25 protein-coding genes are annotated in these 26,346 nt (G+C 65.3%); 17 read left to right on the top strand and 8 right to left on the bottom strand.

Going from position 1 to position 26,346, the window contains the following annotated elements; genetic code table 11:
- Positions 1–15 precede the first annotated feature (15 nt).
- Positions 16–1,329 carry an MFS transporter gene (locus tag I6F28_RS07860; RefSeq protein WP_036004390.1) on the top strand — a complete coding sequence of 438 codons (1,314 nt, stop codon included), beginning with the start codon at positions 16–18 and terminating at the stop codon, positions 1,327–1,329.
- Between the two features lie 43 nt (positions 1,330–1,372).
- Here I6F28_RS07860 and I6F28_RS07855 read toward each other — a convergent pair whose 3' ends face one another.
- The 4 genes from I6F28_RS07855 to fixL all read right to left on the bottom strand — a co-directional run bounded on the left by I6F28_RS07855 (position 1,373) and on the right by fixL (position 4,772).
- A complete protein-coding gene (locus tag I6F28_RS07855; protein ID WP_036004466.1) occupies positions 1,373–2,071 on the bottom strand; it encodes a helix-turn-helix domain-containing protein in 699 nt (232 codons plus the stop codon).
- 84 nt (positions 2,072–2,155) lie between these two features.
- A complete protein-coding gene (locus I6F28_RS07850) occupies positions 2,156–2,590 on the bottom strand; it encodes a response regulator transcription factor (protein ID WP_036004393.1) in 435 nt (144 codons plus the stop codon).
- 43 nt (positions 2,591–2,633) lie between these two features.
- The gene (gene fixJ, locus I6F28_RS07845) at positions 2,634–3,251 is read right to left on the bottom strand and encodes a response regulator FixJ (RefSeq protein ID WP_225139639.1); all 618 of its coding nucleotides are present in this window, start codon (positions 3,249–3,251) and stop codon (positions 2,634–2,636) included.
- Positions 3,252–3,254: 3 nt separating this feature from the next.
- The gene (gene fixL, locus I6F28_RS07840; protein WP_225139638.1) at positions 3,255–4,772 is read right to left on the bottom strand and encodes a sensor protein FixL; all 1,518 of its coding nucleotides are present in this window, start codon (positions 4,770–4,772) and stop codon (positions 3,255–3,257) included.
- Positions 4,773–4,990: 218 nt separating this feature from the next.
- On the opposite strand from fixL, the gene I6F28_RS07835 reads away from it, so the two are divergent.
- The 10 genes from I6F28_RS07835 to ccoS all read left to right on the top strand — a co-directional run bounded on the left by I6F28_RS07835 (position 4,991) and on the right by ccoS (position 14,524).
- Positions 4,991–5,824, top strand: coding sequence for a universal stress protein (locus I6F28_RS07835; protein ID WP_225127463.1), 834 nt, complete (start codon positions 4,991–4,993; stop codon positions 5,822–5,824).
- A 40-nt stretch (positions 5,825–5,864) separates the two neighbouring features.
- Positions 5,865–6,290 carry a CBS domain-containing protein gene (locus I6F28_RS07830; protein WP_197947488.1) on the top strand — a complete coding sequence of 142 codons (426 nt, stop codon included), beginning with the start codon at positions 5,865–5,867 and terminating at the stop codon, positions 6,288–6,290.
- Positions 6,291–6,610: 320 nt separating this feature from the next.
- On the top strand, positions 6,611–8,260 hold the full coding sequence (gene ccoN / locus I6F28_RS07825) for a cytochrome-c oxidase, cbb3-type subunit I (protein ID WP_225139637.1): 1,650 nt from the start codon (positions 6,611–6,613) through the stop codon (positions 8,258–8,260).
- Between the two features lie 12 nt (positions 8,261–8,272).
- Positions 8,273–9,007: a cytochrome-c oxidase, cbb3-type subunit II gene (ccoO, locus tag I6F28_RS07820; RefSeq protein WP_036004413.1), complete on the top strand. Its 735-nt coding sequence runs from the start codon at positions 8,273–8,275 to the stop codon at positions 9,005–9,007.
- Between the two features lie 13 nt (positions 9,008–9,020).
- On the top strand, positions 9,021–9,185 hold the full coding sequence (locus I6F28_RS07815; RefSeq protein ID WP_025034779.1) for a cbb3-type cytochrome oxidase subunit 3: 165 nt from the start codon (positions 9,021–9,023) through the stop codon (positions 9,183–9,185).
- 6 nt (positions 9,186–9,191) lie between these two features.
- Positions 9,192–10,067: a cytochrome-c oxidase, cbb3-type subunit III gene (ccoP, locus tag I6F28_RS07810; RefSeq protein ID WP_225127461.1), complete on the top strand. Its 876-nt coding sequence runs from the start codon at positions 9,192–9,194 to the stop codon at positions 10,065–10,067.
- 121 nt (positions 10,068–10,188) lie between these two features.
- Positions 10,189–11,655 (top strand): cytochrome c oxidase accessory protein CcoG, encoded by a 1,467-nt coding sequence (gene ccoG, locus I6F28_RS07805; protein ID WP_036037795.1) that lies wholly within the window; start codon positions 10,189–10,191, stop codon positions 11,653–11,655.
- A gap of 15 nt (positions 11,656–11,670) precedes the next feature.
- Complete coding sequence (locus tag I6F28_RS07800) at positions 11,671–12,156, top strand: FixH family protein (protein ID WP_057026793.1); 486 nt, start codon at positions 11,671–11,673, stop codon at positions 12,154–12,156.
- Positions 12,157–12,167: 11 nt separating this feature from the next.
- The gene (locus tag I6F28_RS07795; protein WP_225139636.1) at positions 12,168–14,357 is read left to right on the top strand and encodes a cation-translocating P-type ATPase; all 2,190 of its coding nucleotides are present in this window, start codon (positions 12,168–12,170) and stop codon (positions 14,355–14,357) included.
- Positions 14,357–14,524 (top strand): cbb3-type cytochrome oxidase assembly protein CcoS, encoded by a 168-nt coding sequence (gene ccoS, locus I6F28_RS07790; protein WP_008550618.1) that lies wholly within the window; start codon positions 14,357–14,359, stop codon positions 14,522–14,524. Before I6F28_RS07795 ends, ccoS begins: the two co-directional genes overlap by 1 nt.
- On the opposite strand, the gene I6F28_RS07785 is transcribed toward ccoS, so the two are convergent.
- Positions 14,521–15,723: an MFS transporter gene (locus I6F28_RS07785; protein ID WP_225139635.1), complete on the bottom strand. Its 1,203-nt coding sequence runs from the start codon at positions 15,721–15,723 to the stop codon at positions 14,521–14,523. The genes ccoS and I6F28_RS07785 overlap by 4 nt on opposite strands.
- A gap of 222 nt (positions 15,724–15,945) precedes the next feature.
- Entirely contained in the window at positions 15,946–16,425 is a 480-nt protein-coding gene (locus tag I6F28_RS07780; RefSeq protein ID WP_225139634.1) for a cupin domain-containing protein, read from the bottom strand.
- A gap of 273 nt (positions 16,426–16,698) precedes the next feature.
- Here I6F28_RS07780 and I6F28_RS07775 point away from each other — a divergent pair, with 273 nt between their 5' ends.
- A complete protein-coding gene (locus I6F28_RS07775) occupies positions 16,699–17,415 on the top strand; it encodes a peroxiredoxin-like family protein (RefSeq protein WP_225139633.1) in 717 nt (238 codons plus the stop codon).
- A 185-nt stretch (positions 17,416–17,600) separates the two neighbouring features.
- On the opposite strand, the gene I6F28_RS07770 is transcribed toward I6F28_RS07775, so the two are convergent.
- Positions 17,601–18,488, bottom strand: a complete 888-nt coding sequence (locus I6F28_RS07770) for a LysR family transcriptional regulator (RefSeq protein WP_036004434.1) — start codon at positions 18,486–18,488, stop codon at positions 17,601–17,603.
- 180 nt (positions 18,489–18,668) lie between these two features.
- Here I6F28_RS07770 and I6F28_RS07765 point away from each other — a divergent pair, with 180 nt between their 5' ends.
- The 3 genes from I6F28_RS07765 to I6F28_RS07755 all read left to right on the top strand — a co-directional run bounded on the left by I6F28_RS07765 (position 18,669) and on the right by I6F28_RS07755 (position 21,735).
- Complete coding sequence (locus I6F28_RS07765; RefSeq protein ID WP_225139632.1) at positions 18,669–19,493, top strand: 3-hydroxybutyrate dehydrogenase; 825 nt, start codon at positions 18,669–18,671, stop codon at positions 19,491–19,493.
- A 58-nt stretch (positions 19,494–19,551) separates the two neighbouring features.
- Positions 19,552–20,697, top strand: a complete 1,146-nt coding sequence (locus I6F28_RS07760) for a DUF3734 domain-containing protein (RefSeq protein ID WP_225139631.1) — start codon at positions 19,552–19,554, stop codon at positions 20,695–20,697.
- A 90-nt stretch (positions 20,698–20,787) separates the two neighbouring features.
- Entirely contained in the window at positions 20,788–21,735 is a 948-nt protein-coding gene (locus I6F28_RS07755) for an oxygenase MpaB family protein (RefSeq protein WP_225139630.1), read from the top strand.
- Between the two features lie 141 nt (positions 21,736–21,876).
- On the opposite strand, the gene glgA is transcribed toward I6F28_RS07755, so the two are convergent.
- Positions 21,877–23,292 carry a glycogen synthase GlgA gene (gene glgA, locus I6F28_RS07750; protein WP_225139629.1) on the bottom strand — a complete coding sequence of 472 codons (1,416 nt, stop codon included), beginning with the start codon at positions 23,290–23,292 and terminating at the stop codon, positions 21,877–21,879.
- A 191-nt stretch (positions 23,293–23,483) separates the two neighbouring features.
- Here glgA and I6F28_RS07745 point away from each other — a divergent pair, with 191 nt between their 5' ends.
- Positions 23,484–24,680 carry a CaiB/BaiF CoA transferase family protein gene (locus I6F28_RS07745; RefSeq protein WP_225139628.1) on the top strand — a complete coding sequence of 399 codons (1,197 nt, stop codon included), beginning with the start codon at positions 23,484–23,486 and terminating at the stop codon, positions 24,678–24,680.
- 130 nt (positions 24,681–24,810) lie between these two features.
- Complete coding sequence (locus tag I6F28_RS07740) at positions 24,811–26,346, top strand: ABC transporter substrate-binding protein (protein WP_109144553.1); 1,536 nt, start codon at positions 24,811–24,813, stop codon at positions 26,344–26,346.

Here is a 26,346-nt window from a genome sequence, read left to right as displayed (position 1 = left end):
GAGGGCTGACCGCCCGTGCTGTTGTCGAGGAAGCCGAATCATGCAGATCGCGGCGGCGTCGTCGAGCAGGACAACGTCGCGGAGCCGGCGGCTGCGGGCATTCCGGCGCCGTCGCGCCAGAGCCTGCGCGGTCTCGACTGGTTCATCTTCTTCCTCGCCGACGTGCAGACCGGATTCGGTCCCTTCATCGCGGTCTATCTGACGACGCAGAAATGGACCCAGGTCGAGATCGGGTTCGTGCTGTCGATCGGCGGCATCGTCGCCCTGATCGGCCAGATGCCGGGCGGCGCGATCATCGATGCCGCGAAATCGGAGCGCCTCGTCGCTGCCCTCGCGATCGCGACCATCGGCGCCTGCGCGCTGGCCTATGCGGCGATGCCGATCTTCGCCGTCGTGGTGACCGCCGCCACGCTGCATGCGATGGCGAGCTGCGTGCTCGGGCCGGCGATCGCCGCGATCAGCCTCGGCCTCGTCGGCCCGCTTGCGATCGGCGAGCGGCTCGGGCGCAACGCGCGCTTCGCCTCGCTCGGCAACGGCGTCGCGGCGGCGGTGATGGGCACCGCGGGCTACCTGTTATCGAGCCGCTCGGTCTTCCTGGTCACCTTCCTGCTCGTGATTCCAACCCTGATCGCTCTGTCGCGCATCCGCGAGAACGAGGTCGACATCAGGCGCTGTCACGGCGAGCTGCCGCCTGAAGCCGCCGACCGCGGCGATCCCAATATCTGGCACCTGATCCGGCAGCGCCCGCTCATCGTGTTCGCGCTCAGCGTGCTGCTGCTGCAGCTCGCGAACGCCGCGATGATGCCGCTGATGGCGAGCGCGGTGACGGCGCGATCGAGCCAATGGGCGACCGTGCTCGTCGCCTTTTGCATCGTCGTTCCGCAAGCGATCGTGGCGCTGCTGTCGCCGACGGTCGGGCGCAAGGCGCAAGCGTGGGGCCGGCGCCCGCTGCTGCTGATCGGATTCGGTGCTCTGGCGATTCGCGGCCTGTTGTTTGCGACCGTGCGCGATCCGTATCTGTTGGTGCTGGTGCAGGTGTTCGACGGCATCACCGCGGCGGTCTTCGCGGTGATGATCCCGCTGATCGTCGCCGACGTCGCGTTCGGCAGCGGGCATTTCAACCTGGCGCAGGGGATCGTCGGCACCGCAACGGGCATCGGCGCGTCGCTGAGCACGGTGCTTGGCGGCTATGTCAGCGACAAGTTCGGCAATGCCACCGCATTCATCGGGCTGTCCGGCGTTGCCGCAGCGGGGCTCCTACTGATCTTCTTTGTGATGCCGGAGACGCGGCGCACGGGTCTGACAGCCACCAAAGAAATGGCCGGCTGAACGAATTCAGCCGGCCGAAGTGGGTGGGGAGGAAGATTGAGGATCAGGCGTCGAGATTGTGCAGACGCTGGCGGTTGCGCAGCACGATCTGGCGGGCACCGGAGAAACCGAGAATGCCCTGAGCGTGAAGCTGCGACAGCGCGCGCGACACGGTCTCCAAGGTGAGGCCGAGATAGTCGCCGATGTCGCGGCGGCACATCGGCAGTGCCATCATGCCGGCGACGGCGAGGCGGCGGTCCATTTCGAGCAGGAAGGTCGCAACACGCTCCATCGCAGTCTTACGGCCCAGCAGCAGCATGTGGTCCTCGGCATGGCGCAACTCGCCGGCGGTCATGGCCCAGAGCTTGCGGGCGACCTGCACGTCGGTGCCGGCGGCCTTTTCCAGGCTGGCGCGCTTCACGAGGCGGACTGTGGTGTCGATGATGGCTTCAGCGGCGAGGCGGTGAGTGGGACCGGATTCGAGGCCGAACACGTCGCCGGGAAGATGGAAGGCGCCGATCTGGCGGCGGCCGTCGGAGAGAAGCTTGTAGCTGCGCACCGCGCCGGTCACGACCTGATAGACATATTCGGCCGCCTCCTCCTCGCCATAGATCTCCTCGTCCTTGCCGTAGGAGAACTCGGTGGCGACCAGGCCGACATGGCCCGCGATCGCGCCGAACTGGTCGGTAACGGGGTGGGCAGGAGCAATCTTGCCACCGATTTGGGTGTTGATCGCCTGGGTGTTGAGCGTCTGGGTTAGCATCTGCGCCATCTCCGTTGTGATGGAGCACTGCTACGATGAAACACGCAATCCGGAAATTTCGCGCGTTATCTTAGGGATGTTTACCTACGTAGAGTCCCTAGGTCCCGCTCCGGGGCGGTCCTGGATGGCGTGGCGGATGCACTTGACCAGGTTTTCGTCGAGAAGCGGCTTCAAAACCACGTCCTTAATGCCCGCCATCGCGGCCCGGGCCGAGATGTTCTCGTCGGGATAGCCGGTGATCAGGATCACGGGCGCGTCGCGGTGGGATTTGCGAAGCCGGCCGGTCAAATCGATGCCGTTGATGTCGGGCATCTTGTAGTCGATGACGTAGCAGTCCGGCCCGGGCGCGGCGCCGAGATTGAGCAGCGCCGTGCCACTCCTGAAGGTCCGCACGGCGAAGCCGTCGGTCTCCAGCAGGAACCGCAGGGATCCGAGAACTGCGGCATCATCATCGACCACAAAGACGGTGGGTTGTGGGGAGGACGACGGCCGCGCACGATGTGGGCTGACCTCAACCATGCTGTCTGGCTAGCACTGCGCCGTGAAGTCGCCTTGACCTGCCTCAATCGTTGAGCATGCCGGCGCGCATCGCGAGGCGAACCAGTTCCGAAAGGCTGCTCGCCTGCATCTTGGTCATGACGTTGGCCCGGTAGACCTCGATGGTCCGCGGGCTGATGTCGTATTCGCGGGCGATCAGCTTGTTGGAGAGGCCCGCGACCAGCCCCTCCATGACCTGGCGTTCCCGCGGGCTCAAGGACGCGACGCGGGCAGCGATGTCCTGCGCGACGGCCTCGTTCTTGGCGGCGGGCTCGGCCTGGCGGAGCGCCGACTCGATCATGGCGGTGAGACGGTCGTCATCGAATGGTTTTTCCAGGAAGTCGACCGCCCCGAGCTTCATCGCCTCGACCGCCAGCGGCACGTCGCCGTGACCGGTCATGATCACGATCGGGAATGGGCTTTGCTGCGCCTTCATCCGCTTCAAGAGCTCGATGCCGTCGAGGCCGGGCATGCGCACGTCGGAGACGATGCAGCCGAAACCGAGGCGGGGCAGGGCTTCGAGAAAGGCGAGCGCGTCGTCGAACAAAGTGACGGCGAAGCCGGCGGAATCCAGCAGGAAGTTCAGCGAGTCCCGCATCGCCGCGTCGTCGTCGATGACGTAAACATTTCCCTTGGTCGTCATGGATCAGCTCTCGTCGGTTGCCGGCAGGGTGAAGCGGAAGGTCGCTCCGCCCGCTGCGTTGCTCTCGGCCCACATGCGGCCGCCATGGGCCTCGATGATCGAGCGGCTGATGGAGAGTCCCACGCCCATGCCGGTGTCCTTGGTGGTGAAGAAGGTCTGGAACAGGTTTGGAATGATGTCTTCCCGGAAGCCGATGCCGGTGTCGGAGACCTCCACCTCGATCATGCCGTCGGCGACACGGGTGTTGGCGACGACGAGCTCGCGCCGCTGCGACTGCGCCATCGCCTCGAGCGCGTTGCGGAACAGGTTGACCAGCACCTGCTGAATCTGCACCCGGTCGGCGAGAACGAGGTCGGCGTCGGGATCAAGGCTGAAGCGGAGCTGCACGTTCTGCTCGCGCGCGCCGGCGAGCCCGAGCGCGCCGGCTTCCTCGATCAGCTTGGACAGGCTCTCGACCCGCTTCTCGGATTCGCCGCGGGAGACGAAGTCGCGCAGGCGGCGGATGATCTGGCCGGCGCGCAACGCCTGTTCCGCCGCGCGGTCCAGCGCGCTTTCGACCTTCGGCATGTTGGGATCGGTGCTGCCGGCGAGGAGGCGCCGCGATCCCTTCATGTAATTGCTGATCGCCGCCAGCGGCTGGTTGAGCTCGTGGGCGAGCGCGGAAGCCATCTCGCCCATCGCGGTCAGCCGCGACACGTGCACGAGCTCGGATTGCAGCTCCTGGAGCCGCGCCTGGGTCTGCTGGTGCTCGGTGAGATCGCGCACGAAGCCGGTGAAATGGGGCTCGCCCGCGCGTTGCGTCTTCCCGACGGACAGGTGCATCGGGAAGGTCGTGCCGTCGCGGCGTTTGCCCGTCACGATCCGGCCGATGCCGATGATGTGCGGATCATTGGTCCTGAGATAGCGCGTGAGATAGCTGTCGTGACGCGACTGATCGGGTTCCGGCATGAGAATGCTCACGTTCCGGCCGATGGCTTCCTGCCTGCTGTAGCCGAACAGCCGCTCCGCCGCGCTGCTGAAGAGCTGCATGATGCCGCGTGAATCGATGACGATCATGGCATCGGGCACCGTTTCGAGAATCGAGCGAAGATGATTCTCCTGGGACCGCAGGGCCTCTTCGAGCTGCTTCTCCTCGTTGATGTCCAGGAATATCCCGCTGAGATGACGCGGCATGCCCGCATCGTCCCGGATCACGCCGGCCCTGGCCCGGATCCATTGGCCGTTTCCGGACGCGCCGCTGACCTTGAAGGACAAGTCGAGGCCCCCGCCACCTTCCGATGTGCGCCCGATCGCCTTCAGGAGGTGGTCCCGATCGCCCGGCTCCAACAGGGAAAGAAAGAGATCGTAGCTGACGGCCCGGTCCGGCTGCAGGCCGAACAGTCGCCTGGCCGTGTCCGACCAGTCGAGCTCGCGAGTCTGCAGGTCGAGGTCCCAGGTGCCGACCCCGAATCCCTCGATGCGGACTCGGAAATGCTCGCCCCGACCATCGTCTGCCGGATGGTTCCCGCGGGTCGGCGCCAAGGTTCTGCTCCTATTCTCGGCGGACCGGCAGGATGCCGTTACCGCTTCAGCAATGTCGCCCAAGGCTCGGCCGGAGGCAAGCGCGGACGTTGAATCCACTGCCGGACTCCCCATTCCGGGAGAGTGGGCACCCAGAGACCTCGATTTGATCTAGCTCAGCCTGTTGCGCGGCAGCAGGTCTAGGATTCAAAAAATTCTGTAATGCTGGAGATTTCCCGATGACATACGCCACCGTCATGGTCAGCCTGGCGCTCGATCAACTCAACGAAGCGCGTCTTCAGGTCGCAGGCGAGCTCGCCGAACGATTCGAGGCGGCCATCGTCGGGGTCGCTGCGGCGCAGTTCGTCCCGCCGCTCTATTTCACCGACGGCGCAGAGGCGCAAGCGCTGATCGACGAGGGCGAAGCTTCGATCAAGCGGCGGCTGGCCGGGCTCGAAGCGCAATTCCGCGCGGCCGTGAAAAATCGCGGTGGACACGCGGAGTGGCGCAGCGCGATGGATTATCCGGCCCGCTTCGTCACGGCGCAGGCGCGTTGCGCCGACATCGTCGTCAGCGGCGGGCAGAGCCCGGCCTTCTCCGATGCTTTCTCGCTGGCGAGTCCCAAGGACCTGGTGATGCAGACCGGCCGCCCGCTGCTCGTCGTTCCCGACCGGGCCAACTGGCTCGACCTGCGCAGCGTGCTGGTGGCGTGGAAGGACACGCCGGAGGCGCGGCGGGCGGTGGCGGGCGCGCTGCCGATGCTGCACAAGGCGAAGGACGTCACCATCGTGGAAATCCCGGAGCGGGGCGACGACCGTTCGGCCGTGATGGCCGGTGTCAGCGACGTTGCCGCCTGGCTCGGCCGCCACGGCATCACCGCGACTGCGCGGGTCCTCGAGGCCGCAGGAAACGAAACCCCTGCTGCGCGGTTGGAGAAAGTCGCCGGCGACACCGGCGCGGGCCTGATCGTCGCGGGCGCCTATGGTCATTCGAGATTTCGCGAACTGATCCTAGGAGGCGTCACGCAATATCTGGTGACGCAAACCGTCCGCAGCGTGCTGCTGTCGCACTGACCATCGTCCGGCCAGTTTGAGGAATCGAGGAGGACGCGCCGTGTACCAATTTCTTGAACAGACCGTCGACGGCTACATGACGCGCAACGTCAAGACGGTGCAGCGCGACCTCGATTTGTTCCAGCTCAGCGAGATGTTCGAGACCGACGATTTCAATTCCTATCCGGTCGAAGACGACGGGCAGGTGGTCGGCATCGTGACCAAGTTCGACATCCTGAAGTGCTTCGCCTTTACGCCGAGCCAGATGTTGCCGCGCTACGACGACCTGATGAGCCGCAAGATCGGCGACGTCATGACGCCCGAGTTCATCTATGTCAGCCCCGACACGCGGCTGACGCGCGTGCTCCAGATCATGGTCGAGCACCGCATCAGGAGCATCATCGTGCTGGACGGCACACAGAAGCTGGTCGGCATCATCGCGCGCGAGGACGTCATCGCGGCGCTCAAGGCGACGGCGCGGGAGTGACGTCTGGATCCTTCTGTTCCAACCTCCGTGATTTCACGGAGGTTATCTATCTTTCTTCCCTTCTCCCCTTGCGGGAGAAGGTGGCGCGAAGCGCCGGATGAGGGGTCCGCTTCAACGGAAAAACTTTTCGTGCGGAACCAACCCCTCACCCAAGTGAGTTTGCCGCACCTTCTCGCTGCCCTCTCCCACAAGGGGAGAGGGCATTTCAACTGGCACTGCATCGGCTCACATTAACAGAAATCCATCTATCTTGATTTCAATCAATTCGCCGCGAGGGTGGATGTGGTTTCTGGCAGCGTGTTCTTTCAGAGAGAATCCGCATGAGCCAGCCCTCCATCTCAAAATCCATGACCATCGGTGAAAGCGGCTTGGCTGTCGTATTCGCAGTCACCGCTTTCCTCTGCGTGATCGCCTCGGCCAAGGCGCTCGATGCGCCCTTCGCGTTCCACGCTGCGCTCAGCGCGGCGGCGAGTCTCGCTGCGGTGTTCTTCATCGTCAACCGCTACTTCGAGCGGCCGGCGGCGCTGCCGGCCCAGGAGATCAACGGCCGCCCGAACTACAGCATGGGGCCGATCAAGTTCTCGGCCTTCATGGCGATGTTCTGGGGCATTGCCGGATTCCTCGTCGGCCTCATCATCGCCTCGCAGCTGGCCTGGCCCGCGCTGAACTTCGATCTGCCCTGGATCAGCTTCGGCCGCCTGCGTCCGCTGCACACCTCCGCCGTGATCTTCGCCTTCGGCGGCAACGTGTTGATCGCGACCTCTTTCTACGTGGTGCAGAAGTCCTGCCGCGCGCGCCTTGCCGGTGACCTCGCGCCGTGGTTCGTCGTGCTCGGCTACAACTTCTTCATCCTGATCGCCGGCACCGGCTATCTGCTCGGCGTCACCCAGTCGAAGGAATATGCCGAGCCGGAATGGTACGCCGATCTGTGGCTGACCATCGTCTGGGTCGTCTATCTGCTCGTCTTCCTTGCCACCATCTTCAAGCGCAAGGAGCCGCACATCTTCGTTGCGAACTGGTTCTATCTCGCCTTCATCGTGACGATCGCGGTGCTGCATCTCGGCAACAACCCGGCGCTGCCCGTTTCGGTGTTCGGTTCGAAGTCCTACGTCGCCTGGGGCGGCATCCAGGACGCCATGTTCCAGTGGTGGTACGGCCACAACGCGGTCGGCTTCTTCCTGACCGCCGGCTTCCTCGCCATCATGTACTACTTCATCCCGAAGCGCGCCGAGCGGCCGATCTATTCCTACCGGCTCTCGATCATCCACTTCTGGGCGCTGATCTTCCTCTACATCTGGGCAGGTCCCCACCATCTGCACTACACGGCGCTGCCGGACTGGACGCAGACGCTCGGCATGACCTTCTCGATCATGCTGTGGATGCCCTCCTGGGGCGGCATGATCAACGGCCTGATGACGCTGTCGGGTGCCTGGGACAAGCTGCGCACCGATCCCGTGCTGCGCATGCTCGTGGTCTCCGTCGCCTTCTACGGCATGTCGACCTTCGAAGGCCCGATGATGTCGATCAAGGTGGTCAATTCGCTCAGCCACTACACCGACTGGACCATCGGCCACGTGCATTCCGGCGCGCTCGGCTGGGTCGGCTTCGTCTCCTTCGGCGCGCTGTACTGCCTGGTGCCGTGGGCCTGGAACCGCAAGAGCCTCTACAGCCTCAAGCTCGTCAACTGGCACTTCTGGGTCGCCACCCTCGGCATCGTTCTCTACATCTCGGCGATGTGGGTGTCCGGCATCCTGCAAGGCCTGATGTGGCGTGCCTACACCTCGCTCGGCTTCCTCGAATATTCCTTCATCGAGACCGTCGAGGCGATGCATCCCTTCTACATCATCCGCGCCGCAGGCGGCGGCCTGTTCCTGATCGGCTCGCTGATCATGGCCTACAATCTCTGGATGACGGTTCGCGTCGGCGAACAGGAAGTCCAGATGCCCGTCGCTCTTCAGCCGGCGGAATGAGGAGCTCAAGCAATGTCGTTCTGGACACGCCACCAAATCTTCGAAAAGAACTCGATCATCCTGGTCGTCGGTATCCTCCTCGTGGTTGCGATCGGCGGTCTCGTTGAGATCACTCCGCTGTTCTACCTCAAGAGCACGATCGAGAAGGTCGATGGGGTCAGGCCCTACACGCCGCTGGAGCTGGCGGGGCGCAATGTCTATGTCCGCGAGGGCTGCTATCTCTGCCATTCGCAGATGGTCCGGCCCTTGCGCGACGAGGTCGAGCGCTACGGCCATTTCTCGCTCGCCGCCGAGAGCATGTACGATCACCCGTTCCAGTGGGGCTCCAAGCGCACAGGCCCGGATCTCGCCCGTGTCGGCGCCAAATATTCCGACGAGTGGCACGTCACCCATCTGGCCAACCCGCGCGCGATCGTGCCGCAGTCCGTGATGCCCGGCTATCCGTTTCTCAGCAAGGCCGAGATCGACCCGGATGCGATCGCCGGCGACATGCGCACCCTCAGGACCGTCGGCGTCCCCTATAGCGACGAGCAACTCGCCAATGCCGCCGCCGACCTGAAGGCCCAGGCCGATCCGGACAATGCCGGCACCGACGCCTTCACCAAGCGCTACGCCAAGGCCGTCGTACGCAATTTCGACGGCAAGACCGGCACGCCGACCGAGATGGACGCGCTGGTCGCGTACCTGCAGATGCTCGGCACGCTGGTCGACTTCAAGATCTACAACGAGAAAGCCAATCTTCGCTGAGAAGGCATGAACGATGAAAGCCATCCTGACCGTCCATAATCTTGCGTCCGATCTCGTGACGACGATCTGGACACCGGTGTTCGTCGCGATCTTTCTCGCGATCATCGCCTACGCATTTTGGCCCCGTAACAAGGCTGCGTTCGACAAGGCAGCGCACCTGCCCTTGCGGGAGGAGTGAGAAACCATGACCGATCATTCTAGCGACATCGATTCCGTCTCCGGCAAGTCCACGACCGGACACGAGTGGGACGGCATCAAGGAGCTCAACACGCCGCTGCCGCGGTGGTGGGTGATCACCTTCTATCTCACCATCGTCTGGTCGATCGGCTACTGGATCGTCTATCCGGCCTGGCCGCTGATCCAAAGCAACACCACCGGCCTGTTCGGTTACTCCTCGCGCGCCGACGTCGCGGTCGAGCTCGCCAACCTCGAGAAGATCCGGGGTGACAAGATGGCGGCGCTGGGCTCGGCCTCGCTCGCCGACATCCAGAAGGATCCGGCTCTGCTGGCGCTTGCGCGCGCCAAGGGCAAGACGGTGTTCGGCGACAATTGCGCGCCGTGCCACGGCACGGGTGCGACGGGGTCCAAGGGCTATCCCAACCTGAACGATGACGAATGGCTGTGGGGCGGCTCGCTCGACCAGATCATGCAGACCATCCAGTTCGGCGTGCGGTCGGGCCATGCCAAGACCCATGAGGGGCAGATGCTCGCCTTCGGCAAGGATGGCGTGCTGAAGGGCGACGAGATCGTCACCGCCGCCAATTACGTGCGGTCGCTGTCGGGCCTGTCGACCCGCAACGGCTATGACGCCCCCAAGGGCCAGAAGATCTTCGCGGAGAATTGCGCCGCCTGCCACGGCGACGCCGGCAAGGGCAACCAGGAGATGGGCGCACCTGATCTGACCGACAAGATCTGGCTCTACGGCTCCGACGAGGCGAGCCTGATCGAGACCATCGGCCAGGGCCGCGCCGGCGTGATGCCGGCCTGGGAAGGCCGGCTCGATCCCGCCACCATCAAGGCGATGGCGGTCTACGTCCACTCGCTCGGCGGCGGCAAATAGGCCGATCCGCGAGCGACGACTTCCGGCGGGGGCGAAGAAAAGCGCCCCCGTTTGCGTTGGATCAACCTGCGCGGCGGTGCCGGGTCTAGGTTTAATCGCACCTTTGAAGAAGCTCGAGGCGATGAACAAGACCGTCAATCCGAACGAACTGAAGCCCGCGGACGACGTCGGGCCGCTCTATGCGGCCCGCAAGAAGGTCTATCCCCAGAGCGTCTCCGGTACTTTCCGCCGGATCAAATGGGGCCTGATGGCATTCTGCCTCGGCGTCTACTACTTCCTGCCCTTCGTGCGCTGGAATCGCGGTCTCGGCGCGCCGAGCCAGGCGGTGCTGATCGATCTTCCCAACAGCCGCTTCTATTTCTTCTTCATCGAGCTGTGGCCGCAGGAGGTCTATTACTTCACGGGCCTGTTGATCGTCGCCGCGGTGGCGCTGTTCCTGATGAACTCCATCGGCGGGCGGATCTGGTGCGGCTATCTCTGTCCGCAGACGGTGTGGACCGACCTGTTCTACGCGGTCGAACGCCTGATCGAGGGCGACCGGCGCGAGCGGATGAAGAAGGACAAATCGTCCGATCCGATGAAGCTGGAGCGCATCTCCGAGATCGTGCTCAAGCATTCGATCTGGCTCATGATCGCCTGGTGGACCGGCGGCGCCTGGGTGCTCTATTTCAACGACGCGCCGACCCTGGTGAAGGAGCTCGTCACCTTCCAGGGGCCGATGCTCGCCTATATCTGGATCGGCATCCTCACCGCGACGACCTATCTGCTCGCCGGCTTCATGCGCGAGCAGGTCTGCACCTATATGTGTCCGTGGCCGCGCATTCAGGCCGCACTCACCGACGAATGGGCGCTCAACGTCACCTATCGCTATGACCGCGGCGAGAAGCGCACCTCGGTGAAAAAGGCCGCCGAGCTGCGCGCCCTCGGCCAGCAGGTCGGCGATTGCGTCGACTGCTACCAATGCGTCGCGGTCTGCCCGACCGGCATCGACATCCGCAACGGGCCGCAGATGGAATGCATCCAGTGCGGCCTCTGCATCGACGCATGCGACAACGTGATGACAAAGATCGGCCGGCCGAAGCGGCTGATCGGCTACGACAACGACATCAACATCCATCGCCGCCAGGAAGGCAAGGCGCCGATCTACCGGATCGTCCGGCCTCGCACCGTCGTCTATAGTGCCATTATCGCGGCCGTCGGCGGCTTCATGATCTATACGCTGGCGACCCGCAGCCTGCTCGACGTCAACGTGCTGCACGACCGCAACCCGGTCGCGGTCAAGCTGAGCGACGGCTCGATCCGCAACGCCTATACGGTGCGGCTGCTGAACAAGAGCGGCTACGACCGCGTCATCGCGATCGACGTCGAGGGGCCCGTGAACCCCACGATGCACGTCGTCGGCATCGATTCGGTCACGCCGGACCGTCCGATCATCGTGATCCCGCGCGATGCGACCAGCGAGCTGCGGCTGCTGGTCACCGCGCCGGCCGAAAACAATCCGGAGAAATCGATTCCGGTCCGCTTCCACGTCATGGACATCGGGCTCGGTGTCGCCGCGAGTGCCACCGACAATTTTGTCGCGCCGTAAGATCAGGAGACCACCATGTCATCCAAGCCGCTGACCGGAACCAAGGTCTTCCTGATGCTGGTCGCTTTCTTCGGCCTCGTTATCGGCGTCAACGCCACCATGATGAAGCTCGCCATCGCAACGCTGCCCGGCACCGACGTCGACAGCCCCTATGCCGCGGGCCTCGTCTACGATCGCGAGATCTCGGCGGCGCAGGACCAGGCCGCGCGGAAGTGGAAGGTCAACGCCCATGTCGAGCGCCGCAACGACGGCGGCGCCTCGGTCCAGGTCGAGGCCCGCGACGCCGGCGGCCAGCCGATCTCCGGGCTGAAGTTCGGCGGCCGGCTGGAGCGGCCGACCGACAAGCGCGCCGACCTCGCCGTCGAGCTCAGCGAAGCCGGCATCGGCCTCTATCGCGGCAATGCGGCGTCCGTCGCGCCGGGCCAATGGGACCTGGTGATCGAGGGCGAGGCGCGGGGGACGCGCGTGTTCATGTCGCGCAACCGCGTGATCCTGAACTGAAGGATTCCGTCATGCGGGTCACGCGCGATTTCTCTCATTACGTCCGCGATGCGGGCGAGGGCCTCCGGCACATCGATCTCGCCGTCGAGGGCGTTCACTGCGCCGGCTGCATGGCCAAGATCGAGCGCGGGCTCTCGGCCATCCCCGACGTCACTCTGGCCCGCGTCAACCTCACCGACCGCCGCGTTGCGCTGGAATGGAAGGCGGGTACGCTCGACCCCGGCCGCTTCATCGATCGGCTCGAGGAGCTCGGCTACAAGGCCTATCCGTTCGAGACCGAGAGCGCGGAAGCGGCCGAGGTCGCCGAATCCCGCTTCCTGCTGCGCTGCCTCGGGGTCGCCGCGTTCGCCACCATGAACGTGATGATGCTGTCGATCCCGGTGTGGTCCGGCAACGTCTCGGACATGCTGCCGGAGCAGCGCGACTTCTTCCACTGGCTGTCGGCGCTGATCGCTCTGCCGGCGGCGGCCTATGCCGGCCAGCCGTTCTTCCGCTCGGCCTGGCGCGCTCTGTCGGCCAAGACCACCAACATGGACGTGCCGATTTCGATCGGCGTGATCCTGGCGCTCGGCATGTCCGTGGTCGAGACCATCCACCACGCCGAGCATGCCTATTTCGACGCCGCGATCATGCTGCTGACCTTCCTCCTGGTCGGCCGCTTCCTCGACCAGAACATCCGGCGGCGGACCCGCGCGGTCGCCGGCAATCTCGCCGCGCTGAAGGCTGAGACGGCCGCGAAGTTCATCGGGCCTGACGAGATCTCGCAGGTGCCGGTGGCGGCGATCAATCCGGGCGACATCGTGCTGCTCCGGCCCGGCGAGCGCTGCGCGGTCGACGGCACCGTGATCGAAGGGCGTTCCGAGATCGACCAGAGCCTGATCACCGGCGAGACGCTCTATGTCACGGCCGAGCAGGGCACGCCGGTCTATGCGGGATCGATGAACATCTTCGGCAGCTTGCGGGTGCGAGTCTCGGCCGCCTCCGAGGCGACGCTGCTCGCCGAGATCACGCGGCTGCTCGACAACGCGCTCCAGGCGCGCTCGCGCTACATGCGCCTTGCCGACCGGGCCTCGCGGCTCTATGCGCCGGTGGTGCATGCGACCGCGCTCCTGACCATTCTCGGATGGGTCCTCGCCGGTGCGAGCTGGCACGATGCGATCGTGACCGGCGTCGCCGTGCTGATCATCACCTGTCCCTGCGCCCTAGGGCTTGCGATCCCGACGGTGCAGACGGTGGCCTCGGGCGCGATGTTCAAGGCCGGTGTGCTGCTCAATGCGGGCGATGCGATCGAGCGGCTGGCTGAAGCCGACCATGTGATCTTTGACAAGACCGGCACGCTGACGCTGCCCGAGCTCGAAGTGATGAATGCCGCCGACATTCCCGCCGATGTCTTCGAACTCGCCGGCCGGCTCGCACTGTCGAGCCATCACCCGGTGGCTGCCGCCGTCGCGCAAGCTGCCGGTGCGAAGTCTCCGATCCTCAGTGCGGTGGAGGAGGCCGGGCAGGGTGTCCGTGCGACCGTCGACGGCCTCGAGCTTCGCCTCGGCCGTCCCTCCTTCTGCGGTGCCGAGGCGCTGGTCGGCAGCGCCTTGGTCGATCCCGAAGCTTCCATCGTCGCGTTCAGCAAGGGCAGCGAAAAATTCATCCTCTCGGTTCGCCAGGGCCTGCGACCCGATGCCAAGGCGGTGATCGCGGCTCTGAAGGCGCGCAACATCGGCATCGAGATCCTGTCCGGCGATCGCGAGCCGGCCGTGAAGGCCGCGGCCCAATCGCTCGACATCCCCGAGTGGCGCGCCGGCGTCACCCCGGCCGACAAGATCGCGCGGATCGAGGAGCTGAAACGGCGCGGTGCGAAAGTGCTGATGGTCGGCGACGGCATGAACGATGCGCCATCGCTCGCGGCGGCCCATGTCTCGATGTCGCCGATCTCGGCCGCGCATCTCAGCCAGGCCACCGCCGATCTCGTCTTCCTCGGCCGGCCGCTGGCTCCCGTCGTCGCCGCCATCGACGCCTCGCGCAAGGCGCTGCATTTGATGCGGCAGAACCTCTGGCTTGCGATCGGCTACAATGTGCTCGCGGTGCCGGTTGCGATCAGCGGCGTCGTGACGCCCCTGATCGCGGCTGCCGCCATGAGCGGATCGTCGATCCTGGTGATGCTGAACTCGCTGCGCGCCCGCAGCGCCTCGCGGGAGATCGTGTAATGGAGATACTGGTCATCCTGGTCCCGCTGGCATTGATGCTCGGAGGTGCCGGTCTCGTCGCTTTCCTGTGGTCGCTCAGGAGCGGCCAGTACGACGATCTCGACGGCGCCGCCTGGCGCGCGATCGCCGACGACGAGCCGCCGCAGGAAGCGCCGGCCAAGCGCTAGCGTTTCAGGGCGAATGTAAGCAGGGCTGCGGCAGCGAGCGCCGCGCCCATGCCGAATACGCACGCCTGCCATCCGAAAGCGTCGAACAGGCGCCCGAGCACGGCGGTGCCGACCAGTCCGCCGCAGAAGTAACACGTAAGATAGGTCCCGCTGGCGATGCCGCGATTGTCGGCTGCGGCCTGTCCGACGAAACCCGTCGCGGCGGCCTGTGCGAAGAATGTGCCGACCCCGACCAGGACCATGCCGGCGAGCACTTCGCCCAGACGCGGCGACAGCATCAAGGGCAGGCCGAGCCCGGCAACAGCGAGCGCGCCCCAGATCGTGGGCCGCGTTCCCAGCCGCGCCGCCACCCTGCCGGCCAGAAGCGTCGTGACGATCGACGGCAGGAAGACGAAATAGACGAGGCCGAGATCCATCATGCCGAGCGACAGCGGCGGCTGCACCAGCACGAAATTGACGTAGGTGAAGGTGCCGATGAAGGCGAACAGGATGCAGAAGCCGATGCCGAAAGAGGCGCGCAGCTGCGGATTGCGCCAATGCGCGATGGTGGCGGCGAGCGGCGAAGCCGCCGGCGTCATCGCATGCATCGGCGGCACGCGGTTGACGGTGAGATAGACCAGCGCCGCGCCGGCAAGATTGAGCGCCGCGAAGAAGTAGAAGTTCCAGGCGAGGCCGAGGCCATCGGCCAATGCGGCCGAGATCAGCCGGCCGACGAGATTGCTGGCGACATTGCCGGTGATGTAGGCGGCAAAGGCGCCGCCGGCGTCCATGGCGCTGCATTGCTCGCCGAGATAGGCGAGGGTGAGCGCGAAGGCGGACGCCATGCACAGGCCCTGCGCGACCCGCAACGCGGTGAAGACGGCAAGAGTGGGCGCGACAGCTAGCAGGCTGGTGGGGACCGCAAGCAGGGCCAGGCTGAGCAGGATGCCCGTTCGCCGGTCGATGCGCGGGCTGAAGAAGCCGACGACGAGGCTGGCTGCGGCCATGCCGAAGGTGCTGGCATTGACGGCAAAGCCCATTGCCGCGGGTGTGACGCCGTAGTGCCGTGTCAGCGAGGGCAGGATCGCCTGCGTCGCGAAGAGATCGACGACCGTCAGGAATGCGGTGAGGCCGATCACGAGCGAGCGAAACGCGAAGCCAGGGGAATGCGCATTCATCGTCGTCGCGATCGGTTTGATCGATGCGGAAAGATCGGTCATGTCGTTGCGCTCCCTCATGCCCCGGCATGCCCCGAGCGCGCGCCTCGTCCTTCGAGACGACCGCGGAGCCTGTCATCGGGCCGCGCTCTGCGCCGACCCGGTGGCGGTCTCCTCAGGATGAGGCTAAGCGACATCGTGGCCGCCGAGGCTGCTGCCGCACACTCCGTCCTCATCCTGAGGAGCCCGCCTGAAGCGGGCGTCTCGAAGGATGGCCGCACGGAATTACATATGGCGGTCGTTGGGATCCTTGCGGACGTCGCCGACATAGAGAATGACGGTCTCCTTGCCGAGGTTCTTCCACCAGTGCGAGGTGCCGTGGACTTCGGGGCGGATGTCGCCGGCCTTGTGCACGATCGGGTCGACGCAGTTGGAGGCGTATTCGACGATCTCGCCCTGCTGCACGAAGATCAGGGCCGGACGGTCCTCATGGCTGTGCCAGGGCACGATGCCGCCGGGCTCGATGGTCAGCTTGCGGAAGCGCAGCTCGCGGCCCTCAATACGGGCGGGCTGCTTGCCGAGATCGATCGCGCCGAGCGTCACGTCGGTGACGCCGACAGGCTTGTAGTCGACCATCGGCTGCGCATTCGGCTTGGTCTTGCCGGCCGGACATTCGCCGGCGAAAACCGGCGTCGCAAATGTCAGCGCGCCGAGAACGGCAACGCCTGTCCAAACCACGCGCGACATTGTGAGATGGCTAGACATGGAAAGTCTCCTCTGTTGGCCGCGAGCCCTGTCGGCCGCGGGCTATGGCAGGAGCTTCGTCGAGACCTTTTCCATGTTGAAATGCCGGCTTGCTTTCGATGCGATAGCCCCGCGCTATGCCGATAGGCGGCAGCTATCGAACCGATTGGGCATCGGCATTTCCGCTTTCGCAGCATCCGGCGTCCGATGCCAGCACGCCCGATTGCGGTCGCCCCTTGCGGGCGGGCGAACCGGGAAACTAATATTCGCCCGCAAGGAAGCCGGAGCAGGAAGATGACGTCTCTCTCGCCAGCCGATGCCGAACAGCTCAGGCTCGCGTTCCAGCGCTGCCGCGACATGGACAGCACGCTGAACGAACAGCTCCGCGCCTATGCAGATGCCAGCCGCGAGGTCTTTCCGGCCTATGGCGAGGCGGTCGATCGCCTGGTCGCGCGATTGAGCGACAACGGCGGCGGCGAGACCGCGCCGCGGCCGGGCGACCCGATGCCGCCGTTCATGCTGCCCGACGAGGGTGGCCGTCTCGTGTCGCTGCCCTCGCTGCTGGAGGGAGGCCCCGTCGCGGTGATGTTCTTCCGCGGCCATTGGTGTCCCTATTGCCGGCTCAATGTCCGCGCCGTGGTCCAGGCGCTGGACCGCATCAAGGCGATGGGGGCGCAGGTCGTCGCGATCGTGCCGGAGACGCAGGAATATACCGGGCAGCTCAAGGCCGAATCCGGCGCGCCGTTTCCGGTCCTGACGGATCTCGACAACGGCTATGCGCTGTCGCTCGACCTCGCGATCTGGTTAGGTGCCGAGATCCAGCAATTGCTGTCCTATCAGGACATGGCGAAATTCCACGGCAATGACGGCTGGATGCTGCCGATCCCGGCCGTGTTCGTGGTCGGACGCGACGGCATCGTGAAGGCCCGCTTCGTCGATCCGGATTTCCGCAAGCGCATGGAGATCGACGATCTGATCGAAGCGCTGGAGCGCACGAGCCGGGAGAATTGAGCTACGCTTTCTTCCTTCTCCCCTTGTGGGAGAAGGTGGCGCGAAGCGCCGGATGAGGGGTTGCCTCCGCAATCACAAATGAGGATTGGAGTCGCGGAGAGATACCCCTCACCCGTCTCGCCGCTATGCGGCGAGCCACCCTCTCCCACAGGGGGAGAGGGGAAGGGCGGTCGACACTGTAAAGACTACCCCGCGATCTCGCGCCAGTCGGCGCCGCGTAGCATGCGCATCACGGCGTTGCCCACGGCGGTGCGTTGCCGGCCGGCGACCCCATAGAGATTGACGGTGCGGCGGGCGTCCAGCCCCGTGACCGCGGCGCGCGTCAGCCGCTCCGGCACTGGCGAGGTGTGCGGCACCATGGCGATGCCCATCTCGGCCTCGACCAACTCGATCAAGTCGCGCTCGTTCGAGACCTCATGCCCCTGTTCGATGTCGATGCCGTGCTCGCGCAGGCTCGCGGAGATGCGGCGCGCGTGCTCGCAGAAAGTTCGGCTCAGCAGCAGCTCCGACCGCAGATCGTCCAGTTCGACCGAGCTGCGGCCGGCCAGCCGATGCCCGTCGCCGACGACGAGCTCGAAGCTCTCGGTGAACAGCGGCCAGACATCCAGCCGGTCCCAGGCCTCGTCGATCTCGGCAGCAATGCCGAGCTCGGCTTCGCCCTTCTTCAGGAAGTCGCCGACCTCCCGGCCCGAGCCGCGCAGAAAGCGGAATTCGAGCCGGTTGAACTGCCGCTTGATCTCGTTGAGATGCGGAATCAGCAAAGCGAGGTCGATCGAATGCGTCAGCGCAATGCGGAGCGCACCGATCTCTCCGCTCCTGAACGAGGAGGCGAGCGAGCGCGCGCCGATGGCCGCGTCATAGCACTGCTTCAGGAGTGGATGCATGCGCTGGCCGAGCTCAGTCAATTGCGCGGCGGGGCGTTCGCGGCGGAACAGGTCGCCGCCCAGCTCGGCCTCGAGCTGCTTGATCGCGCGCGTCAGCGAGGGCTGCGTGACGTTGCATTCCTCGGCCGCGCGCGTGAAGTTCAAGAGCTGCGCCACCGCGAGGAAATAGCGGACCTGGTGCATTTCCATGGATCGGCTCCCAGCAAAAATCGACCGGAAATCTAGCCGATCAGGGCGAAAAATGACATCCCGCCTGCGATAGCGCGGACGTATCGACTCGGAAGCCAACCGGCATTTCCGCAAATCCCGGAGATCCCGCACATTTCGCTCCAGCCTGGCGCGGTGTCGCGCTGAGAAGAGGTCTGGATCATGAATATTCCCATCAAGACGCAGACGTCCGCTTCATCACGCGTGCTTGCCGGCAAGGTGGCGCTTGTCACCGGGTCGACCAGCGGCATCGGTCTCGGTATCGCGCGGGCCCTCGCCGCCTCGGGCGCCGACATCGTGCTCAATGGCCTTGGTGTCGCCAGCGAGATCGGCCGAACGCGCGAGCAGATCGCCGCCGAGTTCGGCGTCAAGGCCAGCTATTCGCCGGCGGACATGACGAGGCCGAAATCGATCGCCGAGATGATCGCGGCAACGGTGGCCCAATCCGGCCGGCTGGACATCCTGGTCAACAACGCCGGCATCCAGCATGTCGCGCCGCTCGACCAGTTTGCGGTCGAGAAGTGGGACCAGATCCTCGCAATCAACCTGTCCTCGGCCTTCCACACCACGCGGCTCGCCTTGCCGGCAATGCGGCAGAACGGTTTCGGCCGGATCATCAACATTGCCTCCACGCACGGCCTGGTCGGTTCGCCGTTCAAGGCAGCCTATGTCACCGCCAAGCATGGCATCGTCGGCCTCACCAAGGTGACGGCGCTGGAGACGGCGGAGCAGGGCATCACCTGCAACGCAATCTGCCCTGGTTATGTCCATACGCCGCTGGTCGAGGCGCAGATCGACGGCCAGGCCAAGGCCCATGGCATCTCCCGCGATCAGGTGATCCGCGACGTGCTGCTGGCGCAACAGCCGAACAAGCGCTTTGTTGCGGTCGAGGAGCTCGGCGCACTCGCGGTGTTCCTGTCGACGGACGCGGCGGCCTCGATCACCGGCGTTGCGCTGCCGGTCGACGGCGGTTGGACCGCGCATTGACATGGGCCGGCGCAGCAAGTCGAATACTCGAACGGCGCAAGCTCACCAGGAGCGAGACATGAGCACGCAGGACAATTCGCAGCACAGGAAGTTCGACCTGCCGGGTCAGGTCGTGCTCGTGCTTCAGGGCGGCGGCGCGCTCGGCTCGTACCAGGCCGGGGTCTACCAGGCCTTGCACGAAGCCGGCATCGAGCCGGACTGGATCATCGGCACCTCGATTGGTGCGATCAATGCGAGCCTCATCGCCGGCAACGCGCCCGAGCACCGCCTCGCGCGCTTGCGTGAGTTCTGGAAGCGGATGGAGCAGCAGCCGGTCTGGAACTGGCGCACCGCGTTTCCCGGCTTCAACGAGAAGCTGGCCTATTGGTCGACCGTGACCCACGGCATTGCCGGTTTCTTCCGGCCCAATCCGCTGGCCCATGCCGGCGATTCCTATCCGCTGGGCGCCGATCACGCCGGCTATTATTCGACCGCGCCGCTGGAGAAGACGCTGAGCGAGCTCGTCGATTTTGATCTCGCCAACCGCTGCGCGCCGCGTCTGACGGTCGGTGCGGCTCATGTCGGCACCAGCGAAATGCGCTATTTCGACAGCCGCGACGGCGAGCTGACGGTGAAGCATGTGATGGCTTCGGGCGCGCTGCCGCCGGCTTTCCCCGCCGTGCGCATCGACGGCGAGCTCTATTGGGACGGCGGCATCCTGTCGAACACGCCGACCGAAGCCGTGTTCGACGACAATCCACGCAGGAACTCGCTGATCTTCTCCGTGCATCTGTGGAATCCGGTCGGGCCGGAGCCGACCACGATGGCGGAGGTGCTGAACCGGCACAAGGACGTGCAATATTCCAGCCGCATCGCCAGCCAGATCGTGCGACAGCAGCAGGCCCATCGTCTGCGCCACGTCATTAACCAGCTCGCGGCGCGGCTGCCCGAGAGCGAGCGCAACGATCCCGCGGTGAGGGAACTGACGAGCTACGGCTGCCCGACCCGCATGCACGTGGTGCGGCTGCTGGCGCCGCAGCTCGAGCACGAGACCCATACCAAGGATATCGACTTCAGTCCGTCCGGGATCACGCGGCGCTGGCACGCCGGCTATGCGCACACGAAATCGGTGCTGGCGCGCAAGCCCTGGGTCGGCGAATTCGATCCGCTCGCCGGCGTCGTGCTGCACGAGCATATGGACGAGATGCCGATGGCGGCGGAGTGAGGCTCTGTCCGTCATAGCCTCGCACGACGACGATTTTGCAGGCGCGCGGTCCGGAGTATGGTCGCCGTATCTTCGTCGCGAGGCTTGCAATTGGTCGCTGAGAAAGATCTGGAGGAGTCGCTCGAGACGCTGCGTGCCAACGCGGCGGGACCGGTCGCGGGCGTATTCGGTCCGGCCTCACTGACCTGGCAGATCGACCGGGAGGCCGTGCTCTTTCTCGGCGCCGGCCGTGCGCTGCTGCTGCAACTGGCCCATCCCTGGGTGGCGGCGGCGATCGCCGAGCATTCGCGCACCCTTGCCGATCCGATCGGCCGCTTCCATCGCACCTTCGACATCGTCTTTACGATGGTGTTCGGTTCGCTGGACCGGGCGCTGCTGTCGTCCCGGCAGCTGCATCGGCGTCACAGCATGATCGTCGGCGAGATGCCCGAGACCGTGGGGCCGTTCGCGGCCGGCTCGCGCTACTGCGCCAACGACATCCCCGCGCTGCGCTGGGTCCACGCCACGCTGGTCGAGACCGCGCTCATGGCACATGATCTGGTGCTGCCGCCACTCTCGGCGGAGGAGCGCGATCGCTATTGGAGCGAGGCCAGGCTGTACGGCGCCCTCTTCGGATTAAAGGGGGATGATTTGCCGGCGGACTGGTCCGGCTTCGTCGCCTACACCAAGGCAATGGCGCAGTCGGAGACGCTAACCGTTGGCCCTGCGGCGCGCGAGATCGCCGCGCAGATATTCAGCGGCGCGCGCCCGTGGCTGCGGCCGCCGCGCTGGTATTGCGCGCTCTCCGCGAGCATGCTGCCCGAGCGCTTGCGCGCGGGCTTCGGCTTCGAGCTCGACGCGCGTGCGATCCGATCCGCCGATCACGCGCTGCGGTGGATCCGGCGCGTCTATCCGAAATTGCCTGGCCGGCTGCGCTATGTCGGTCCCTACCAGGAAGCGCAGGCGCGGCTGCGGGGCGAAGCGCGGCCCGACTGGATGACGCGGTGTCTTAATCGCGCCTGGATCGGCCGTCCGCAGATGGATGTGCGCGGGAAATAGGGACTCGAGGCAAGCTCGTTGCAGCTTGTCATTCCGGGCGCGCGGAGCGCGAGCCCGGAATCCATTTCTCCCAGCATTTCCGGCGGAGCGATGGATTCCGGGCTCGCGCCAAACGGCGCGCCCCGGAATGACAGCGGTGCCTCACACCGACGCCAGCTTGCGGTACAGCGCGCTGTAGCTGCCGGCCGAGATGCTCCAGGAGAACGAGCGCCCCATGGCGCTGCGGCGCATGGTGTCGAGCTGATCGTGGGCCATGAAGGCCGAGAAGGCCCGTCGCACGCCGCCGAGGAAGGACTCGCGCGACGGCCTCGAGAACAGGAAGCCGGTCTCGCCGTCGCTGATGGTCTCGGCGAGGCCGCCGGTCTGGTGACCGATCGGCAGCGAGCCGAAGCGCTGGGCGTACATCTGGCTGAGCCCGCACGGCTCGAACCGCGACGGCATCAAGGTGAAGTCGCTGCCGGCGAAGATGCGCCGCGCCTGGGCCTCGTTGAAGCCGATCGCAACCCCGATTGCGTCGGGGCGGCGGCGGTGCGCGTCGATCAAGGCCTGCTCGAGCGCCGGCTCGCCGGAGCCGGTGACCACGATCTGCCCGCCGGCATCGACGATCTCGTCCGCCGCCGACAGCACGAGGTCGATCCCCTTCTGGTGCACGAGGCGCGCGACGATGCCGAACATCGGCCCGCGCGAGACCGCCAGCCCGAACTGCTTGCGGACGTAATCCGCATTCGCCTTCTTGCCGACCCAGTCGCCGGCGCCGAATTGCTGGGCGAGCTGGGCGCAGGAGCGCGGGTCCCAGCTCTCGTCGATGCCGTTGAGGATGCCGGTGAGCTCGGCGGCGTCCGAGCGCAGGCGGAGCAGGCCCTCGAGGCCACAGCCGAATTCGGCCGTGGTGATCTCCCGCGCATAGGTGCCGCTGACCGTGGTGAGGTGCGAGGCGTAGACGAGGCCCGCCTTGAGGAAGGAGACCTGATCGTAGAACTCGACGCCATCGATGTGGAAGGAGCTCTCCGGTGCGCCGATCCGCCGCAGCGAGTCCTTCGGGAAGAGGCCCTGATAGGCGAGGTTATGGATGGTCAGGATGGACGGCAGCTTGGCGCCCTGCCAGGCCAGATAGGCCGGCACCAGCGAGGCCTGCCAATCGTTGGCATGGATCAGGTCTGCTGCCCAATTCTTGTCCAGCTTGCCCATGGCGAGCTCAGCGGCGGCCGAGGCGAAGCGCGCGAAGCGGATGTCGTTGTCGGGCCAATCGCGCCCGAACTCGTCGCCATAGGGGTTGCCGGGTCGGTCGTAGAGCTGCGAGCACAACAGCACATAGACCGGCAGGCCGTCCTTGGTCGCGGCACGGCCGAGCGAGCAGGCCGGCATCTCCGCGAATGCGGGACAGCGGCCAACGACCTGAATATGCGTGAGTTGCTCGATGATGTCGCGATAGCCGGGCAGCATGATCCGGATATCGGCGAAGGAGCGAAGTGCGCGGGGGAGGGCGGCGGAAACGGCGCCCAGTCCGCCGACGCGGACGAAGTCGTCCATCTCCGTGGTGACGAACAAGACCCTCAAGAACAACCGCCCTCTTTCGACCCCGCTTGCTGCTATGCAAGAACGGGTCCAGTTGTGCTGGAAATCCAAAGCCCGCCCACGCGGCACGTCTGTTCGGTAAACACTTTCCTACTCAGCCGCCGCCCTCTAGGGTCGCCGCATCAACAACAAAGATCTTCGATGGTTCCACGAGTTCAAGGGCGCAGGCAGGCATGCAGCTAGCAGATAAGCATGAGGGGACGACGACAAAGGCCTTCGCGGGCCTGCGGGTGCTGGATTTTTCGACCACCATCGCCGGGCCCCATTGTACACGGATGCTCGCCGACATGGGTGCCGAGGTCATCAAGATCGAGACCGATGGCGGCGAGACGATGCGGACCCGGCCTCCCCTCCGCAACGGCTGCAGCACCGCGTTCGGCCAGCTCAATGTCGGCAAGAAGAGCGTGGTACTCGACCTCAAGTCCGAGGACGGCAAGGAGGCGGTGCGCCGGCTGGCCGCGACGTCGGACATTCTGGTCGAGAACTTCCGTCCCGGCGTGATGCGCCGCCTTCGGCTCGACTACGACAGCCTGCGTCAGGTCAACCCGAGGCTGATCTACTGCTCGATCTCGGGCTATGGCCAGACCGGCCCTTCGGCCGAGCTGCCGGCCTACGCCCCGGTGATCCACGCGGCTTCGGGCTATGACATGGCCCATCTCGCCTACCAGCCGGGCCGCAACCGTCCCGACTATTGCGGTATCTACCACGCCGACGTCGTCACCGGGACCTATGGTTTTGGCGCGATCGCGTCGGCGCTCTATCAACGCAGCGTGACGGGCGCCGGCCAGCACATCGACGTCTCCATGCTGGAAACCATGCTGTCGCTGACGCTGACCGAGCTGCAGAGCTCGCAATTCGCGGTGCCGCCGCCGCCACGCCCGATGTTCGGACCGACCGAGACGGCAAGCGGCTACGTCATGATCACGATCGCCAGCGAGAAGACGTTCCAGGCTCTGATGGGGGTGATCGGCCGCCCGGACTGGGTCTCCGATCCGCGTTTCGCCACCTATGCCGCGCGCCGCGAGAACTGGGCCGAGCTGATGGACGGCGTCGAAATCTGGTCGCGGCAGCTTTCGACCGATGCGTGCTTGCGCGTGCTTGGCGCTGCCGGCGTGCCGGCCTCGGCCTATCGCAGCGTGTCCGAGGCCTTGGCCGATCCGCAGCTTGCGCACCGCCAGGCACTCTCCGAGGTGCGGGACGAGGGCGGCTCGTTCCAGGTGCTCAACCTGCCGTTTCGGATGTCGGGGGCTGACACGGCGCCGGCCAAGACCGTGTCCGTGCTCGGGGAGCACACCGACGCGTTGCGCCAGGAGATCGGCCTTGCGGACGGTACGGCAATTCCGCCAGGCAAAACGGCCGCGACATCCTGAGTCTCATCGCCGCCACATGCGGCGTTCGAACTCTCGTTCGTTCCTCTTGCCGAGACGGGCATTTGTCGCCAAGCTCGCCTCCGAGTCATTCACGATCCGAAACATCGGACGAGGGATCCCGGGAGGAACCATGACGAACGCGGCGGCCTTGGCACGCAGGCGCGTGCCTATTTTCCTCGTTGCGGCATTTGCACTGGCTACGCCAGCGCAGGCGCAGAAATCGGGCGGCAGCATCACCGTCGGTCAGGAGCTGGAGATCGCAGGCTTCGATCCGCTCAAGGTCGGCGTCTACGACACCTCGACCTTCACCGCTGCCGCCGCGATCTTCGACACGCTGACGACGCTGAATGACAAGGGCGAGGCCGCGCCGAAGCTCGCGGTGTCCTGGAGCCATTCCGAGGACTACAAGACCTGGACCTTCAAGCTCCGCGAAGGCGTCAAATTCCACGACGGCACGCCGTTCAATGCGCAGGCCTTCAAGGAGAATTTCGACCGGCAGAAGGACCCCGCCAACAAGTGCCGCTGCGCCTTCTACATCACCAACGTCAAGGAGGTGCTGGCGCCGGACGAATACACAATCGTCTATAATCTCACCGATCCTTCCGTGAACCTGCCGGCGACGATCACCATCCAGAGCCAGAACAACGTCATCCATTCGCCGACCGCCTGGAAGACCAAGGGCGACGATTACAACCGCAATCCCGTCGGCACCGGCCCGTACATCCTGAAATCATGGACCGCCGGCGACCGCATGGTGCTGGAGAAGAACCCGAACTACTGGGACAAGGGTCGCCCGTATCTCGACCGCATCGTCCTGAAGCCGCTGCCCGACGCGCAGTCGCGCTTTGCCTCGCTGCAATCGGGCGAGGCCGACATCATCTGGGATGACGAGAACGACGCCGACAACATCATGAGGGCGCAGAAGGACCCCAAGCTCACCGTGCACACCTACAAGGGCTCGGGCGCGCAGGTCTACGCCTTCAACACCAAGGTGGCGCCGTTCGATGACGTGAGGGTGCGGCAGGCCCTGGTGATGGCGATCGACCGTCCCAAGATGTCGCAAGCGATCAGCAACGGCCTGAGCCGGCCCGCGAGCAATCCTTACGGCGACGGCTCCTGGGTCAAGTGCAAGGACGACGGGGCGCTGCCGTTCGACGTTGAGAAGGCCAAGGCGCTGATCAAGGAGTACGGCAAGCCGGTCGAGTTCAAGATGCTGGTGACGGCGACGCCGCGCGGCCGCATGGTCGGCCAAGTGCTGCAGCAATTCTGGAAGCGCGTCGGCGCCAACATGGAGATCGAGCAGGTCGACCAGGCCACGATTCCGACGCGCGCCTTCACCCGGCAGTTCCAGCTGACGCCGTGGCGCATCGTCGATCTCGCCGATCCCGATCCGCAGATGTACGCGAATTTCCGCAGCGGCAGCCCGCTGGCGCTCGCCGGATACGCGAACCCCGAGCTCGACAAGCTTCTGGACCATGCGCGCGTCACCGCCGACATCGGCCAGCGCACCGAGGATTATTGCGCCATCAGCCGTCTGATCAACAAGGAGGCGATCTGGTTCTGGACCTTCCAGAATACCTATTACGCGCTGTCCAGCGCCAAGCTGAAGGGCTTTCCGAAGATCTACAACGGCGTGATCGACGTCTCGACCACCTGGCTGGAATGA

This window comes from Bradyrhizobium sp. NBAIM14 (assembly GCF_020193895.1).
Lineage (GTDB): Bacteria > Pseudomonadota > Alphaproteobacteria > Rhizobiales > Xanthobacteraceae > Bradyrhizobium > Bradyrhizobium yuanmingense.
Note: the sequence above shows the minus strand (reverse complement) of the source record. Positions and strands in the feature narration are given on the sequence as shown.

Excerpts from the sequence above, each read along its gene's own strand:
- I6F28_RS07855 (WP_036004466.1), bottom strand. The coding sequence starts at position 2,071 with ATGCTAACCCAGACGCTCAACACCCAGGCGATCAACACCCAAATCGGT.
- I6F28_RS07850 (WP_036004393.1), bottom strand. The coding sequence starts at position 2,590 with ATGGTTGAGGTCAGCCCACATCGTGCGCGGCCGTCGTCCTCCCCACAA.
- fixJ (WP_225139639.1), bottom strand. The coding sequence starts at position 3,251 with ATGACGACCAAGGGAAATGTTTACGTCATCGACGACGACGCGGCGATG.
- I6F28_RS07835 (WP_225127463.1), top strand. The coding sequence starts at position 4,991 with ATGACATACGCCACCGTCATGGTCAGCCTGGCGCTCGATCAACTCAAC.
- ccoN (WP_225139637.1), top strand. The coding sequence starts at position 6,611 with ATGAGCCAGCCCTCCATCTCAAAATCCATGACCATCGGTGAAAGCGGC.
- ccoO (WP_036004413.1), top strand. The coding sequence starts at position 8,273 with ATGTCGTTCTGGACACGCCACCAAATCTTCGAAAAGAACTCGATCATC.
- I6F28_RS07815 (WP_025034779.1), top strand. The coding sequence starts at position 9,021 with ATGAAAGCCATCCTGACCGTCCATAATCTTGCGTCCGATCTCGTGACG.
- ccoP (WP_225127461.1), top strand. The coding sequence starts at position 9,192 with ATGACCGATCATTCTAGCGACATCGATTCCGTCTCCGGCAAGTCCACG.
- ccoG (WP_036037795.1), top strand. The coding sequence starts at position 10,189 with ATGAACAAGACCGTCAATCCGAACGAACTGAAGCCCGCGGACGACGTC.
- I6F28_RS07800 (WP_057026793.1), top strand. The coding sequence starts at position 11,671 with ATGTCATCCAAGCCGCTGACCGGAACCAAGGTCTTCCTGATGCTGGTC.
- I6F28_RS07795 (WP_225139636.1), top strand. The coding sequence starts at position 12,168 with ATGCGGGTCACGCGCGATTTCTCTCATTACGTCCGCGATGCGGGCGAG.
- ccoS (WP_008550618.1), top strand. The coding sequence starts at position 14,357 with ATGGAGATACTGGTCATCCTGGTCCCGCTGGCATTGATGCTCGGAGGT.
- I6F28_RS07785 (WP_225139635.1), bottom strand. The coding sequence starts at position 15,723 with ATGACCGATCTTTCCGCATCGATCAAACCGATCGCGACGACGATGAAT.
- I6F28_RS07780 (WP_225139634.1), bottom strand. The coding sequence starts at position 16,425 with ATGTCTAGCCATCTCACAATGTCGCGCGTGGTTTGGACAGGCGTTGCC.
- I6F28_RS07775 (WP_225139633.1), top strand. The coding sequence starts at position 16,699 with ATGACGTCTCTCTCGCCAGCCGATGCCGAACAGCTCAGGCTCGCGTTC.
- I6F28_RS07770 (WP_036004434.1), bottom strand. The coding sequence starts at position 18,488 with ATGGAAATGCACCAGGTCCGCTATTTCCTCGCGGTGGCGCAGCTCTTG.
- I6F28_RS07765 (WP_225139632.1), top strand. The coding sequence starts at position 18,669 with ATGAATATTCCCATCAAGACGCAGACGTCCGCTTCATCACGCGTGCTT.
- I6F28_RS07760 (WP_225139631.1), top strand. The coding sequence starts at position 19,552 with ATGAGCACGCAGGACAATTCGCAGCACAGGAAGTTCGACCTGCCGGGT.
- I6F28_RS07745 (WP_225139628.1), top strand. The coding sequence starts at position 23,484 with ATGCAGCTAGCAGATAAGCATGAGGGGACGACGACAAAGGCCTTCGCG.
- I6F28_RS07740 (WP_109144553.1), top strand. The coding sequence starts at position 24,811 with ATGACGAACGCGGCGGCCTTGGCACGCAGGCGCGTGCCTATTTTCCTC.